The 14230-nt window shown below is 71.5% G+C and carries 12 protein-coding genes; 2 read left to right on the forward strand and 10 right to left on the reverse strand.

Translation table 11 applies throughout. The features are described from left to right. Positions 1-300: 300 nt before the first annotated feature. The 5 genes from gatB to ligA all read right to left on the reverse strand — a co-directional run bounded on the left by gatB (position 301) and on the right by ligA (position 6629). Positions 301-1818 carry an Asp-tRNA(Asn)/Glu-tRNA(Gln) amidotransferase subunit GatB gene (gene gatB / locus B7K25_RS08855; RefSeq protein ID WP_200807910.1) on the reverse strand — a complete coding sequence of 506 codons (1518 nt, stop codon included), beginning with the start codon at positions 1816-1818 and terminating at the stop codon, positions 301-303. Continuing rightward, positions 1815-3320, reverse strand: coding sequence for an Asp-tRNA(Asn)/Glu-tRNA(Gln) amidotransferase subunit GatA (gatA, locus tag B7K25_RS08860; RefSeq protein ID WP_084105539.1), 1506 nt, complete (start codon positions 3318-3320; stop codon positions 1815-1817). Before gatA ends, gatB begins: the two co-directional genes overlap by 4 nt. Further along, on the reverse strand, positions 3320-3619 hold the full coding sequence (gene gatC, locus B7K25_RS08865; RefSeq protein WP_084105884.1) for an Asp-tRNA(Asn)/Glu-tRNA(Gln) amidotransferase subunit GatC: 300 nt from the start codon (positions 3617-3619) through the stop codon (positions 3320-3322). Before gatC ends, gatA begins: the two co-directional genes overlap by 1 nt. A 222-nt stretch (positions 3620-3841) precedes the next feature. Next, complete coding sequence (locus B7K25_RS08870) at positions 3842-4417, reverse strand: GNAT family N-acetyltransferase (protein ID WP_084105541.1); 576 nt, start codon at positions 4415-4417, stop codon at positions 3842-3844. 70 nt (positions 4418-4487) lie between these two features. Continuing rightward, positions 4488-6629, reverse strand: a complete 2142-nt coding sequence (gene ligA, locus B7K25_RS08875) for an NAD-dependent DNA ligase LigA (RefSeq protein WP_084105543.1) — start codon at positions 6627-6629, stop codon at positions 4488-4490. Between the two features lie 97 nt (positions 6630-6726). Here ligA and B7K25_RS08880 point away from each other — a divergent pair, with 97 nt between their 5' ends. Both B7K25_RS08880 and B7K25_RS08885 read left to right on the forward strand, forming a co-directional pair. Next, the gene (locus B7K25_RS08880; protein ID WP_084105545.1) at positions 6727-7608 is read left to right on the forward strand and encodes a M15 family metallopeptidase; all 882 of its coding nucleotides are present in this window, start codon (positions 6727-6729) and stop codon (positions 7606-7608) included. Positions 7609-7713: 105 nt separating this feature from the next. Continuing rightward, positions 7714-9075, forward strand: a complete 1362-nt coding sequence (locus B7K25_RS08885) for an 8-oxoguanine deaminase (RefSeq protein WP_084105547.1) — start codon at positions 7714-7716, stop codon at positions 9073-9075. A 15-nt stretch (positions 9076-9090) separates the two neighbouring features. Here B7K25_RS08885 and B7K25_RS08890 read toward each other — a convergent pair whose 3' ends face one another. From B7K25_RS08890 to B7K25_RS08910, 5 genes are read right to left on the reverse strand one after another with little or no spacing between them, the layout of a single operon-like run. After that, positions 9091-10383, reverse strand: coding sequence for an aspartate aminotransferase family protein (locus B7K25_RS08890; RefSeq protein ID WP_084105549.1), 1293 nt, complete (start codon positions 10381-10383; stop codon positions 9091-9093). Positions 10384-10419: 36 nt separating this feature from the next. Next, a complete protein-coding gene (locus tag B7K25_RS08895; RefSeq protein ID WP_144018940.1) occupies positions 10420-11277 on the reverse strand; it encodes an ABC transporter permease in 858 nt (285 codons plus the stop codon). A 17-nt stretch (positions 11278-11294) separates the two neighbouring features. After that, positions 11295-12086 (reverse strand): ABC transporter permease, encoded by a 792-nt coding sequence (locus B7K25_RS08900; RefSeq protein ID WP_084105551.1) that lies wholly within the window; start codon positions 12084-12086, stop codon positions 11295-11297. Then, positions 12086-12907, reverse strand: coding sequence for an ABC transporter ATP-binding protein (locus B7K25_RS08905; RefSeq protein ID WP_084105553.1), 822 nt, complete (start codon positions 12905-12907; stop codon positions 12086-12088). Before B7K25_RS08905 ends, B7K25_RS08900 begins: the two co-directional genes overlap by 1 nt. 19 nt (positions 12908-12926) lie before the next feature. Beyond that, positions 12927-14027, reverse strand: a complete 1101-nt coding sequence (locus B7K25_RS08910) for an ABC transporter substrate-binding protein (protein ID WP_084105555.1) — start codon at positions 14025-14027, stop codon at positions 12927-12929. Positions 14028-14230 lie beyond the last annotated feature (203 nt).

The raw sequence follows: 14230 nt of genomic DNA on the forward strand, positions 1-14230 counted from the left end.
TGCCGTCCCGGTTCCCAGAATGGCCCTACTTCGAGCCTCGCGCCACCCCAAACCTCCCGACAGTCACGAACATCTGCGCGGCGACACGCCGCCCAGGAGGGCCGATGCGCGCGCTGGCTCGGGGTGTCGCGCTCGGCGACGTTCGGGAGTGTCGGGCGGCGGGGCGGGCGGGCCGGCGACAGGCGGCGCGGCGGCGGTGGGCGCAGCGTCCTCACCTGATCGACCCGGACGCGCGAGGGCCCCTGTCCCGCATGGAGACAGGGGCCCTCGCGCCGAGCGCGGGTGAGGCTAGCCCTCGACCTACCCCTCAACTCCAGCGCGCTGGAGGATGATCTCGCGCACGCGACCCGCGTCGGCCTGACCGCGCGTGGCCTTCATGACCGCACCCACGATCGCGCCCGCGGCCTGGACCTTGCCGTCCTGGATCTTCGCGAGCACGTCGGGCTGCGCGGCGAGCGCCTCGTCCACGGCGGCCTCGAGCGCGGAGTCGTCCGACACGACCTCGAGACCGCGGCTCTCGACCACCTCGCGCGGCGAGCCCTCGCCCGCGAGCACGCCCTCGAGCGCCTGGCGAGCGAGCTTGTCGTTGATGGTCCCCGCGTCGACGAGGCCCTGCAGCTCCGCGACGTCGGCCGGCGTGACGGGCAGCTCGGCAAGCGCGACCTCGCGGTCGTTGGCCGTGCGGGCCAGCTCGCCCATCCACCACTTGCGCGCGGACTGGGGTGCCGCGCCGGCGGCGACGGTGTCGGCGATCAGGGACAGCGCATCGGCGTTGACCGCGTCGCGCATGTCGGTGTCGCTGAACCCCCACTCCTCCTTGAGGCGCGCGCGCATCTTGGCGGGGTGCTCGGGCAGCGTGCCGCGCAGCTCCTCGACCCACTCGCGGCTGGGCTCGACGGGCAGCAGGTCCGGCTCCGGGAAGTAGCGGTAGTCCTCCGCCTCCTCCTTGGAGCGGCCCGGCGTGGTCGAGCCGGTGTCCTCGTGCCAGTGGCGCGTCTCCTGCACCACGGGCTTGCCCGCGAGCAGCAGTCCGGCCTGGCGGGACGCCTCGTGGTGGATGGCCCGCTCGATCGCGCGCAACGAGTTCACGTTCTTGGTCTCCGAGCGCTTGCCGAAGGGCACCGCGTCCTGGTCCTCGCCCGCGGCGGCCTTGGGCCGCAGCGACAGGTTGACGTCGGCGCGCACGGAGCCCTGCTCCATGCGGCCGTCGGAGATGTCCAGCGCCTTGACGATGTCGCGGATGGTCGCCACATACGCCCGTGCCACCTCGGCGGTGCGGGCACCGGCGCCGGTGATGGGCTTGGTGACGATCTCGACCAGCGGCACGCCGCCGCGGTTGTAGTCCACGAGCGAGTAGTCCGCGCCCTGGATGCCGCCGGTGCCACCCTTGTGGGTGTTCTTGCCGGCGTCCTCCTCCATGTGCGCGCGCTCGATGCCCACGGTGAAGACCTCGCCGTCGTCGAGCACGACGTCCAGCGAGCCCTCGAAGCAGGTGGGCTCGTCGTACTGCGAGATCTGGTAGTCCTTCGCGAGGTCCGGGTAGAAGTAGTTCTTCCTGGCGAAGCGCGACGACTCGCGGATCTCGCAGCCGAGCGACAGGCCCAGGCGGATCGCGGACTCGACGGCCTTCTCGTTGGTCACGGGCATCGCGCCCGGCAGTCCCAGGCACACCGGGCACACCTGCGTGTTGGGCTCGGCGCCGAACTCGTTGGCGCAGCCGCAGAACATCTTGGTCGCGGTGTTGAGCTCGACGTGCACCTCGATGCCGAAGACCGGGTCGAACTGCTCCATGGCCTGCTCGTACGTCAGCGCCTTCACTTCGCCACCTCCAGCTCGGGGGCCTGCGCAGTCAAGTGGCCGCCCCACTGCTCGGCGAGCGCCTTCTCGAGAGCCGCGCCGATGCGGTACATCCGGGCGTCCTCGTGCGCCGGGGCGAGGATCTGGAAGCCCGTGGGAAGCCCGTCCTCGGGTGCGGTGCCGGACGGCAGCGACATCCCGGGGATGCCGGCGAGGTTGGCCGGGATGGTGGCGACGTCGTTGAGGTACATCGCCAGCGGGTCGTCCAGGCGCTCGCCGAGCTTGAACGGCGTGGTGGGCGTCGTGGGGCTCACGAGCACGTCCGCCTGCTCGAAGGCGGCGGCGAAGTCGCGCTGGATCAGCGTGCGCACCTTCTGCGCGGAGCCGTAGTAGGCGTCGTAGTAACCAGCGCTGAGCGCGTACGTGCCGAGGATGATACGGCGCTTGACCTCGTCGCCGAAGCCCTCCGCGCGGGTCGCGCCCATGGTCTTCTCGACCGTGGCCTTCTCGACGCGCAGGCCGAAGCGCACGGAGTCGAACTTCGCGAGGTTGCTCGACGCCTCGGACGGAAGGATCAGGTAGTACGCGGCAAGCGCGTACTCGAACGACGGGCAGGACACCTCGACCACCTCGGCGCCGCGCGCCTTCAGCAGCTCGAGGCTCTCCTCGAAGCGCTGCTCGACGCCGGCCTGGTAGCCCTCGCCCGAAAGCTCCTTGATGACGCCGATGCGCACGCCGGCGAGGTCCTCCTCGCGGCCCTGGCGGGCGGCATCGACGCAGGACGGCACGGGCTCGTCGAGGCTCGTGGCGTCCATCGGGTCGTGTCCGCCCATGACCTCGTGGAGGTAGGCGGCGTCCTCGACGGTGCGCGCGCACGGCCCGAGCTGGTCGAGGGACGAGGCGAGGGCGATCGCGCCGTAGCGGCTCACCCCGCCGTAGGTGGGCTTGACGCCCACGGTGCCGGTGACCGACGCGGGCTGGCGGATCGAGCCACCCGTGTCGGAGCCGATCGCGAGCGGCGCCTCCCACGCGGCGAGCGAAGCGGCGGAGCCGCCGCCCGAGCCGCCGGGGATGCGGTCGAGGTCCCAGGGGTTGCGCGTCGGGCCGTAGCCCGAGTGCTCGGTCGAGGAGCCCATCGCGAACTCGTCCATGTTGGTCTTGCCGAGGATCGGCATGCGCGCCTCGCGGATCTTGCGAGTCACGGTCGCGTCGTACGGCGGCTCCCAGCCCTCGAGGATGCGCGAGCCGGCCGTGGTGGGCATACCCTGGGTCACGAGGATGTCCTTGACCGCGATCGGGACTCCGGCCAGCGCCGGCAGCTCCTCGCCCGCGGCGCGGGCCTCGTCGACCTCTCGGGCGGTCGCGAGCGCGCCCTCGGCGTCGACGTGCAGGAAGGCGTGGACGTCGGCGTCGACTGCGGCGATGCGGTCGAGGTGGGCCTGGGTGAGCTCGACGGAGGTCACCTCGCCGGCCTTCATGGCGGCGGCCATCTGAGCGGCCGAGGCACGGGTCCAGTCAGTCATCAGGCCTCCTCCCCCAGGATTTGGGGGACGCGGAAGCGGCCGTCCTCCGCCTCGGGGGCGCCGGACAGCGCGGCGTCCTGCGCCAGCGAGGGGCGGACCTCGTCCGCGCGGTGCACGTTGCTCATCGGGATCGGGTGGCTCGTCGCGGGCACGTCCTGCCCGGCGACCTCGGCCACCTTGGCGACCGAGTCCACGATCGCCGCGAGCTGGCCGGACAGCCGGTCCAGATCCTCGTCGGTCATGTCGATGCGGGCGAGCGCCGCGAGGCGCGCCACGTCTGCGCGTTCAAGGGAAGACATGGGCAGAAGTCTAGTGGCGGCCACACCCCGCCGGTTCGTGTCGATCTCGCCCACTCTGACGGAGTCCACGCCTCCAGCGCGTCCCTCAGGGTTCGCTGCCGAGGTCGCCGCGGGTGCCTCAGAACCCTCAGCGACACGCAGCGCTCACTGGACTCGCGGATGTGGGCGACGTCTACACGAACCGCAGGGGGCGAGGGGGAGGACCGGGACCGCCGGTCCCGGTCAGGGCTCCCAGGAGTAGCCCAGCAGGTGGATGGCCGTGCCGGCCCTCTCGGCCTGCTCCGCGTCGGCTCGCGACAGCCGTGAGACGGATCCGTCCGCGTTGTCCACGACCGTCCAGTCGAGGTCCTCGCGGCGCGTGAAGCCCATCCGCTCATAGAGGCGGTGGGCGACGTGCATCGACTCCATGGTCGACAGCACGATGCGCGAGGCGCCCCGCTCGACGGCCATGTCCATTGCCGTCTGGGTCAGCTTCGCGCCGATGCCGCGGCCGCGCTCGATGGGCGACACGGCGAGCATGCGCAACTCGTACTCGTCGTCGCGGGCGAGCTCGACGAAGCTGGAGCCCGGCGGGACCAGCGTGATGGTGCCGACGACGGGCCCGCTGCCGTCCTCGCCGTCGACCATCATCAGCAGGTCGGCGTCCTGGGCGCGGGCGTGCGCGTCCTTGAGCTGGGGGATGTACGGGTGCGCCTGGTCCACCAGGCCGTCGGCCAGGTACGCCAGCGCGGTGAGCTGGCCGATCTCCGTGAGGCGGCTGCCCTCACTCGGATCGACGATGCGGATGGTCTCGGCCATGGCTCTCCTTAGGGTTCCCACGGTCGCAGGTGCGTTCCAATCTAACCCAGGCGGCTCGCGCCGCGCCGGGTCAGCCGTCGACCGCCGCCGGCCCACCCGCCAGCAGCGCCTCGAACTGCTCCTCGGTCAGCATGGGCACGCCGAGCGACTCGGCCTTGGCGGCCTTGGATCCGGCGTTGGCGCCCACGACGACGTAGTCCGTGTTCTTCGACACGGACGACGCTGCCTTGCCGCCGCGCGAGATGATCGCCTCCTTGACCGAGTCGCGGGTGAACCCCTCGAGGGATCCTGTCGCGACGACCGTGAGACCCTCGAGGGTGCGCTCGACGGTCTCGTCGCGCTCGTCGGCCATGCGCACGCCCGCGGCCGCCCAGGTGTCGACGATCTCGACGTGCCAGTCCTCCTCGAACCACCGCAGGACCGACTCGGCGATGACGGGGCCGACGCCCTCGACCGCGGCCAGCTCCTCCTCGGAGGCGGCGCGGATCGCGTCCATCGACTCGAACGCCGTCGCGAGGGCGCGTGAGGCCGTGGGCCCCACGTGACGGATCGACAGCGACACGAGCACGCGCCACAAAGGCTGCGCCTTCGCCGCGTCAAGGTTGGCGATCAGCTTGCGGCCGTTCTCGGCGACATCGCCGGCCTTGCGCCCGACGACGCCCTCCCCGACCTGCTTCTTGGTGAGCTTCTCGTCCACCTCGTAGACGAGCATCGGCACGCGCCGCAGGTCCTCCTCGGTGAGGTCGAACAGCCGCGCCTCGTTCACGAGCACGCCGGACTCCACCAGCGCCGCGGCGGCCTTCTCGCCGAGCACCTCGACGTCGAGCGCGCCGCGCGATCCGATGAACGCGATGCGGTCCACGATCTGCGCGGGGCACGCCTGCGCGTTGGGGCAGCGCAGGTCCTTGTCCCCCTCCTTCTGCTCCACGAGGGGAGTCCCGCACGAGGGGCAGGCCTCGGGCATCTCCCACTCGCGCTCGTCGCCGGTGCGCGCCGCGACCACGGGCCCCACGATCTCCGGGATGACGTCGCCCGCCTTGCGCAGCACGACGGTGTCGCCGATGCGCACGCCCTTGCGCTTGACCTCGTGACGGTTGTGCAGCGTCGCGTACGTGACGGTGGAGCCCGCGACGAGCACCGGCGTCATGACGCCATAGGGCGTCACGCGGCCCGTGCGGCCCACGTCGACGCGGATGTCCTCGAGGATCGTGTGAACCTCCTCGGGTGGGAACTTGTAGGCGATCGCCCAGCGCGGGGCACGCGAGGTCGAGCCCAGCTCGGCCTGCACCGCGCGGTCGTCCACCTTGAGCACCGCGCCGTCGATCTCGTGGACGAGGTCGTGGCGCTTGGCCTCGAGGTCGGACAGGTACTCCTCGATGGGCTCGAGACCCCGGAGCACCGTCGAGAACGCGCTCACCGGCAGGCCCCACTCGGCAAGCACCTCGTAGATGCCCGACTGCGACCCGATGCGCGGGTGCGGCTCCCGGTCTCCCCACTCGAGGGCGCCCAGCGCGTAGGTGGTCACGGCGAGCGGCCGCGTCGCCGTCACGGACGGGTCCTTCTGCCTGAGCGAGCCGGCCGCCGTGTTGCGCGGGTTCGCGTACGGCGCCTTGCCCTCCGCGAGCAGCGCCTCGTTGAGGCGCTCGAAGGCCTCCACGGGCAGGTACACCTCGCCGCGGATCTCCACGAGCTCGGGCACGTGGTCGCCCGCGAGCGTGAAGGGCAGCCCGGCGATGGTCCGCACGTTGTCGGTGACGTCCTCGCCCGTGGTGCCGTCCCCGCGGGTCACGCCGCGCACGAGCTCGCCGCGCTCGTAGGTCAGGGAGATCGACAGCCCGTCGATCTTGGGCTCGCACACGATCTGGTGGTCGCCCGCCTCGCGCCCGATGCGTGCGAGCCATGCGGCAACATCCTCGAGGGAGAAGGCGTTGTCGAGGCTCATCATCCGCTCGCGGTGCTGCACGGACGCGAAGCCGGTCTCCCCTCGCGCGGAGCCCACGAGCTGCGTGGGCGAGTCGGGCTCGACGAGCTCGGGGTGGGCCTCCTCGAGGTCGCGCAGCTCCCGCTCGAGCGCGTCGTACGCGGCGTCCGAGATGGTGGGGGCGTCGTCGCCGTAGTAGCGCGCGCGATGCTCCTCGACCTGCTGGACGAGGTCCTGGTGGCGGGCGCGCGGGTCGGCCGACGGCGACGGGGATGCGGAAGTCTCGCTCACCCCCCTATCTCACCACGCGGGACCGACACGTCCCGTGCCGAACCCAGCGAGCGCATCGGCCCTACCCAGGCCCGACGCGGCCCCCTATCCTTGTCCGATGCGCTCCCTGCCTGTCGTCGCCGTCGCGAGCGCCGCGCTGCTCGCCGGCTGCTCCCTCATCTCGTCCGACGCCTCCCCGACCGTGACGGTCACGGCGACCACGACCGAGACCGCCCAGCCGCAGCCGGGTCCCACGGTGACGGTGGAGGCGGAGCCCGAGGACGACCCGACGTACGACCGGCCGCTGTGGCTCGGGCAGATCCCCCTCGAGGTGCAGGAGGACAACCTCGGCGAGCGCGGTCCCACGCCGCCGGAGCTCGAGGACCGCCAGCTCGAGCCCGCGCCGTGGCTGCCCGATCCCGCGACCGACGACTGGTTCGCGACCGTCGAGCTCGACATCCCCGCCGACGTCGCCGAGCGCTCGTCCTGGGAGCCCGGCTGCCCGGTGCACATCGACGACCTCGCCTACATCCAGATGCCGTACTGGGGCTTCGACCAGCAGGTCCACACCGGCGAGATGATCGTCCACGACGACCACGCCGAGGAGATCGCGGGCGTGTTCGAGAAGATCTTCGCCGCCCAGTTCCCCATCGAGGAGATGCGCGTGATCTCCCGCGAGGACCGGGACTCTCCCCCGACCGGCGACCACAACATCACCTCGGCGTTCACGTGCCGGCAGATCGTGGGGGCCGTCGAGGTCTGGTCCCAGCACGCCTACGGCAAGGCCATCGACATCAACCCGTTCCACAACCCGTTCTACCGTGGCGACGAGCTGTTCCCCGAGCTGTCGGAGGCGTACCTCGACCGCGACTGGATCCGTCGCGGCATGATCGACGAGGCGTCCGCCGTCTACTCCGCCTTCGCGGACATCGGCTGGGGCTGGGGAGGCCACTGGACGGGCCGCGAGGACTGGATGCACTTCTCGGTCACCGGCGGCTGACCCGCCTCGAGCAGCGCCGATGCGCGGGCTGGGTCCCGCGGAGGGGCGCACCTACGATGGGACTCGGCGCGCTGCGGCGCCTCTCATGACACAGGAGGTGACGCGGTGACGCGAACGGTGATCGACGGCGCGTACGTGGCGACCGTGGACGGCGAGGGCACGGAGCTCGCGTCGGGCTACGTGGTGATCCGCGACGCGCGCATCGAGGCGGTGGGCGCCGGTCGGGCCCCGAGCGAGGTGATCGACGGCGCGCGCGAGGTGATCCCCGGCGAGGGCCTGCTCGTCACGCCGGGCCTGGTGAACACCCACCACCACCTGTACCAGTGGCTCACCCGCGGGTACGCGCAGGACTCGATCCTCTTCGACTGGCTGGTGTCCCTGTACCCCGCGTGGTCCCGGATCGACGCGGACCTCGTGGGCGACGGCGCCCTGGGCGCGATGGCGGTGCTCGCGCGCTCCGGATGCTCGACCGTGGGCGATCACCACTACGTCTTCCCCCAGGGAGGCGGGGACATCGTCGGCTCGATCGTCGACGCCGCCCAGACGCTCGGCGTGCGCCTGCACGCGACCCGCGGCTCGATGGACCTGGGGGCGTCGGACGGCGGGCTGCCGCCGGACTTCGCCGTCGAGACCACCGCCGCCGCCCTGGAGGCGAGCGCCGCGGCCGTCCACCGCTACGACGACCCGTCCTTCGACTCGATGGTGCGCGTCGCGATCGCGCCGTGCTCGCCCTTCTCCGTCACCGCCGACCTCCTGCGCGAGTCCGCCGCGCTCGCCCGCGACCTGGGGGTGCGCCTGCACACCCACGGCGCCGAGACCGTCGAGGAGGAGGCCTTCTGCCGCGAGCGCTTCGGCATGAGCCCCACCGACTACCTCGAGTCGGTGGGCTGGATCGGCGACGACGTGTGGATGGCGCACTGCGTGCACCTGTCCGCCGGCGACATCGCGCGGTTCGCGGCCTCCGGCACCGGGGTCGCGCACTGCCCCTCCTCCAACGCCCGCCTCGCCGCCGGCATCGCCCCGGTGCGCGACATGCTGCGCGCTGGCGTGCCCGTCGGGCTCGGCGTCGACGGCGCCGCGTCCAACGAGTCGGGCCAGCTGGGGACCGAGGTGCGCGCGGCCGTGCTCGCCGCACGGCTCCGGGACGGCGCCGATGCGCTGAGCGGGCGGGACGCGCTGCGCGTCGCCACGATGGGCGGGGCTCGGGTGCTGGGTCGCCAGGACGAGATCGGCTCGGTCGAGCCCGGCAAGTTGGCCGACCTTGCGCTGTGGCGGGTCGACGGGGTCGAGCATGCGGGCATCGCGGACCCGGTCGCGGCCCTCGCGCTGGGCGCCATGCCGCCGCTCGCGCGCCTCATCGTCCAGGGTGAGACGGTCGTCGACGACGGCGAGCTGACGCGCGCCGACTCCGGCGACGTCGCGCGTCGGGTCGCGCGCGCATCGGCCGCGCTGGCCGAGCGTCTCTGAGGACGCCGGACCGGGCTAGACGGACGCGAGCAGGGCGTCCTCGAGGATGTCCAGCCCGCGGTGCAGCTCGCCCTCGCTGATCGTGAGCGGCGGAGCGATGCGGAAGATCCCTCCCATGCCGGGGATCTGGACGATGTTCATGTGCAGGCCGCGCTCGAGGCACGCGGCCGTCACCGCCCGGCCCAGTCCGTCCGCCGGCTCCTTGGACGCCTTGGACGCGACGAGCTCGATGCCCTGCAGCAGCCCGCGCCCGCGGACGTCGCCCACTTGCTCGATGCTGTCGCGCAGGCCCGTGAGCCGCGCCGTGAGGACCGAGCCGAGCGCCGCTGCGCGCTCGACCAGGCCGTCGCGCTCGATCACGTCGAGGACGGTGACCGCGACGGCGGCGGGCAGCGGGTCGGAGACGTGGGTGGTGAAGAACAGGAAGCCGCGCTCGTGCGCCTCGGCCTCGATCTCGCGGCTGGTGACGAGGGCGCTCACGGGCAGGCCGGCGCCGAGCGTCTTCGACAGCGTGATCATGTCGGGCGCCACGCCGTCCCGCTCGAACGCGTACATGAGGCCGGTACGACCCACGCCGGTCTGCGCCTCGTCGAGGATCAGCAGCATGCCGCGCTCGCGGCACTTGTCGCGCAGCCGCGCGAGGTATCCGGGCGGCAGCTCGATGATGCCTCCCGACGACAGGATCGGCTCGACCAGGCACGCGGCGAGGGCGCCCGACGACTGGCGATCGACGAGGTCGAAGCCGAACTCGAGCTCCGCCTCCCAGTCGTGCCCTCCGTCAGGCGTGCGGAACGGCGACCGGTAGGCGTTCGGCGTGGGCAGGGTGAGGCTGCCGGGCATCGCGGGACCGTAGCCGCGCCGGCCGGCGGAGTACGTCGCCGACGCGGCGCCCGACGTCATGCCGTGCCACGACACGTCGAAGGACACGATCTCGTGGCCTCCCGTCACGAGCTTGGCCATCTTGATGGCGGCCTCGTTCGCCTCGGCGCCCGTGCTCAGCAGCATGACCGTGTCGAGCCCGTCCGGCAGGGTCCCGGCGATGCGCGCGCACGCGTCCACCACCGGGCGGCTCAGCATCCCGCTGAACAGGTGGTCGAGCTCCGACACCTGCCGGGTCACCGTCGCGACCACGTCCGGGTGCGAGTGGCCGAGGATCGCGCTCATCTGCCCCGAGGTGAAGTCGAGGATGGCGTTGCCCTCGGCGTCGTGGACGTACGCGCCCTCGGCACGCTCGATCACGCGCGGCGTGAACGGGGACCCATAGCGGATCACGTGCGCGTCGACGCGCTCCCAGAACTCGGCATCCACGGCTGGCACTCTCCTCACACGGGGGACGGGGCCACGCTACATCCGACGCTCGGGATGCATGCCCATCCGCGCGAGCACCGTGTTCTCGACGATCGCGACCACGTTGTAGAGGATCAGCGACACCGCCGTGACGACCACGACGGACGCCCACATGTCGTTGAACCGCGCCTGCGCGTAGTAGCCGTTGATGACGCCGCCGATGCCGCCGCCGGTCGCCAGCCACTCCGCGAGCAGCGCGCCGGTGATGGCGCCCGGCACGGAGATGCGGACCGCCGCGAAGAACGCGGGCAGGGAGGCCGGGAACGAGACCTTCCTCAGCGCCGTGACGTTGCCGCCGCCGTAGACCTTCACGACGTCGAGCATCTGCGGGGACGCCGATTTCAGCCCGTACGCGATGTTCACCAGCGCCGGGAACAGCACCACGATCCCGCCCATGACGGCCGTGGTCCAGAACCCGCGGCCGAAGATGAGGATGATCACCGGCGCGAACGCGATGAGCGGCACGGTGCGCAGCAGCAGGGCGATGGGCATGAGCGCCGCCTCGACGCCCTTGGACAGTTGGAACACGACCGCGATGAGCACCGCGGCGACCAGGCCGGCGACGAAGCCGACGGTCGCGTCGCGCATGGTGACCGCGAGGTTCTCGCCGAGCTCCGACCGGTGCGCCGCGGCCTCCGGGTCGGACACGAGGAAGCGCCACACGTCGACGGGGCCCTTGGCCACGTACGGGGACAGGTCGAACACGATGATCGCGCCCTGCCAGATCACCAGGACGGTGACGAGCGTGCCCAGGAACGTGCCGAGCGATGTCAGCAGCGCGCGCCGGGTCGCGCGCCGCGACTCCTTGCGCATGGCGGCGGCGAGGTCGGTGGTCTGGCGAGGATCGGTCGCCATCGCAGGTACGGTCTCCATCACGCGGCCACCCCTCGAGCCCAGGGCGCGCTGAGCCGCGTCAGCAGCCCCACGAGCAGGTAGGCCACGAGCGCGACCACGCCCGAGGCGATCGCCAGCGCCCACAGGCGCGGCGCGTTGAGCGACTGCTGCGCGATGACCATCGCGGGTCCGACGCCCACCTCGACCTTGCCGAGGTACTCGCCCAGGATCGCGCCCAGGAACGCCGCGGGCACCGCGATCTGCAGCGCCGTCAGCACGGCCGGGAGGGCCGACACGATGCGCACCTTGCGCAGCTGCGTGAAGCGTCCGCCGCCGTAGACGCTGACGACGTCGAGCGCCGCCTTGTCGGCGGACTTCAGGCCCAGCAGCGAGCCCACGACGGTGGTGAAGAACACGCAGATCGCCGCGAGGAAGGCCGCGGTCGAGGACGGCTCGCCAGGCGTCGGGATGCCGAGGATCAGCAGCAGCAGCGGCCCGATCGCCACGATCGGGATGCAGTAGGACACGACCGCGAGCTGCATGACCACGCCCTCCAGGCGCGGCACGACGAGCACCAGCGCGGACAGCGCGAGCGCGAGCCCGTTGCCCCATAGGTAGCCCTGGGCGGCCTCCGCGAGCGTGACCGAGAAGTTGTTCCAGTAGAACGCGAAGCCGGACTCGCCGTAGCTCGCGACGACTTGAGCGGGCGTCGGGATGCCCGCCGCGGCGCCGTTGCTCGCCTGCGCGACGACGGCGGCGAGCCACCACAGCGCGATGAGGGCGATGGCGCCCGCGAGCGCCGACGCCCAGGTGGGAAGGGGCCGCGGCATCAGTCGTCCTCGGCGGCGGCGCCACCCGCGCCGAAGAGCAGGTCGGAGGCGTGGTCGACGTACGCGTGGAACTCCGGCGTGCGCTGGATGTCGGGAGTGCGCGGACGCGGCAGGTCGATGTCGATGATCTCCTTGACCCGACCGGGGCGCGGGCTCATCACGGCCACCTGGTCGGCGAGGAAGATCGCTTCGGTGATGCCGTGCGTCACCAGCAGCGTGGTGGCGGGCTTGGCCGCGAGGATGCGCATCAGCTCCATGTTGAGCTTCTGGCGGGTCATGTCGTCGAGAGCGCCGAAGGGCTCGTCGAGGAGCAGCACCGAGGGCTTGAGCACCAGCGAGCGTGCGATCGACACGCGCTGGCGCATGCCGCCCGACAGCTGCGCGGGCTTGGCCTTCTCGAAGCCGCCCAGTCCGACGAGCTCGATGAGCTCCTTGACGTAGTCGTCGTCGACGGGCACGCCGGCGACCTCGAACGGCAGCTTGATGTTCTTGTAGACGGAGCGCCACGGCAGCAGCGCGGAGTCCTGGAACGCGATGCCCAGCTCGTTGTACGCGCGCAGGTCCTCAGGGGTGCGGCCGTCGACGCGGATGGTGCCGCTGGTGGGCTCCTCGAGGCCCGCGAGGATGCGCAGGATGGTCGACTTTCCGCAGCCCGACGGGCCCAGCAGCGCCAGCAGCGAACCCTGCTCGGTCTGGATGGACGCGTCCTGCAGCGCCACCACCGAGCCGGAGCGGGTGGAGAAGACCTTGGACAGGTTCTCGATGTGGAGGCCGGTGCCCAGGGTCTCGCCCTGGGCACCGGCCTCGGTCACAGCAGTCACGCGCTAGATCCGTCCTGGATCAGCCCGCGTAGTCCACGAGCTCGGGGTACATCTCGTACACCTCGGCCAGCAGCGACATGTCGAACAGGTCCTCCGCGGTCACGGTGATGCCAGCGCCCTCAAGCGAGGTGATGGTCTCCGCCTGCAGCGCCTCGGAGATGGTGAATAGGCCGTTCTCCGCGGTCTCGTCGGACACGACGAGCTCCTCGGACTGGGTGGTCGAGCCGAGCGCCGACACCTCCGGGTTGAGACCCAGGTCCACGCCGTACTCCTCGACCGCGAGGCGCGAGCCCTCGGCCGGGTCCAGCACCGCGTCGGTCCAGCCCTTGATCTCGGCCACGAGGAACGCCTTGAGCATCTCGCGGTCGTTGGCGATCGCGTCGTCGGTGACCGTGAAGGTCTCCGCCACGAACGGCAGGCCGTTGTCCGCGAACGGCAGGTTCACGGTGTCGTAGCCCTCGTGCTCGAGGATCAGCGACTCGTTGGTGAGGTAGGCGATGAAGCCGTCGACCTCGCCGGCGACCAGCGGCGCGGGGTCGTACTGCACCGGCACGATCTCGACGTCGTCCGAGGTGAGCCCGTTGGCCGCGAGCAGCGCGGTGAACAGGGCCGTGTTGGAGTCCTGGACGCCGATGCGCTTGCCGACCATGTCGTCGACCGTCGCGATGTTGCCGCCGTCAGCCAGCGACAGCACCGTGAAGGGGTTCTTCTGGTAGGTGGCGCCGATGATCTTCAGCGGCGCGCCCTCGTTGCCGACGCCCGAGCCGATGGACACGGCATCCGACAGCGCGACGTCGACCTGGCCCGAGACGAGCTCGGCGACGCCGGTCGACGGTCCTGGCACCAGGTTGACGGTGTCGAAGCCGGCCTCGGTGTAGTAGCCCTTCGAGTCCGCGAAGAACTCGCCCGCGAACTCCTCGTTCTTGATCCACGACAGCTGGACGGTGAGGTCGCCGTACGAGGCCTCCTCCATCGTCTCCGTCGAGCTCTCCTCGGCCGAGGGCTCCTCGTCGGAGGTGCCGGACGAGCATGCCGCGAGCGTCAGCGCGGCGGCGGTGGCCGCGGCGGCAGCCACGACGGTCCTGGTCTTCGTCCCGAAGACCTCAGCAAGCAGGGACATGGGTTCTCCTCCCGTGGATGTGCACGCACCGGCCATCCCGGAGCGCCGCGAACGCGCTCGTCGTCCTCGCCGAGCTCACCCCTCAGCGGGGCGTCACCCGCTGGACACTATGAGCACCGTGTTTCGCCCACGTCGCCCCTGGTGTTTCCACGGCGTTAATTTCTTCACGGTTGGTGCAGTGCACGTGTGAGGGCGTGGCAGAT

This window comes from Demequina sp. NBRC 110056, from assembly GCF_002090155.1.
GTDB lineage: Bacteria > Actinomycetota > Actinomycetes > Actinomycetales > Demequinaceae > Demequina.

Coding starts and splice junctions, on each gene's coding strand:
- gatA (WP_084105539.1), bottom strand. CDS start 3,320: ATGACTGACTGGACCCGTGCCTCGGCCGCTCAGATGGCCGCCGCCATG.
- B7K25_RS08870 (WP_084105541.1), bottom strand. CDS start 4,417: ATGGCCGAGACCATCCGCATCGTCGATCCGAGTGAGGGCAGCCGCCTC.
- B7K25_RS08880 (WP_084105545.1), top strand. CDS start 6,727: ATGCGCTCCCTGCCTGTCGTCGCCGTCGCGAGCGCCGCGCTGCTCGCC.
- gatC (WP_084105884.1), bottom strand. CDS start 3,619: ATGTCTTCCCTTGAACGCGCAGACGTGGCGCGCCTCGCGGCGCTCGCC.
- B7K25_RS08900 (WP_084105551.1), bottom strand. CDS start 12,086: ATGCCGCGGCCCCTTCCCACCTGGGCGTCGGCGCTCGCGGGCGCCATC.
- B7K25_RS08910 (WP_084105555.1), bottom strand. CDS start 14,027: ATGTCCCTGCTTGCTGAGGTCTTCGGGACGAAGACCAGGACCGTCGTG.
- B7K25_RS08895 (WP_144018940.1), bottom strand. CDS start 11,277: ATGGCGACCGATCCTCGCCAGACCACCGACCTCGCCGCCGCCATGCGC.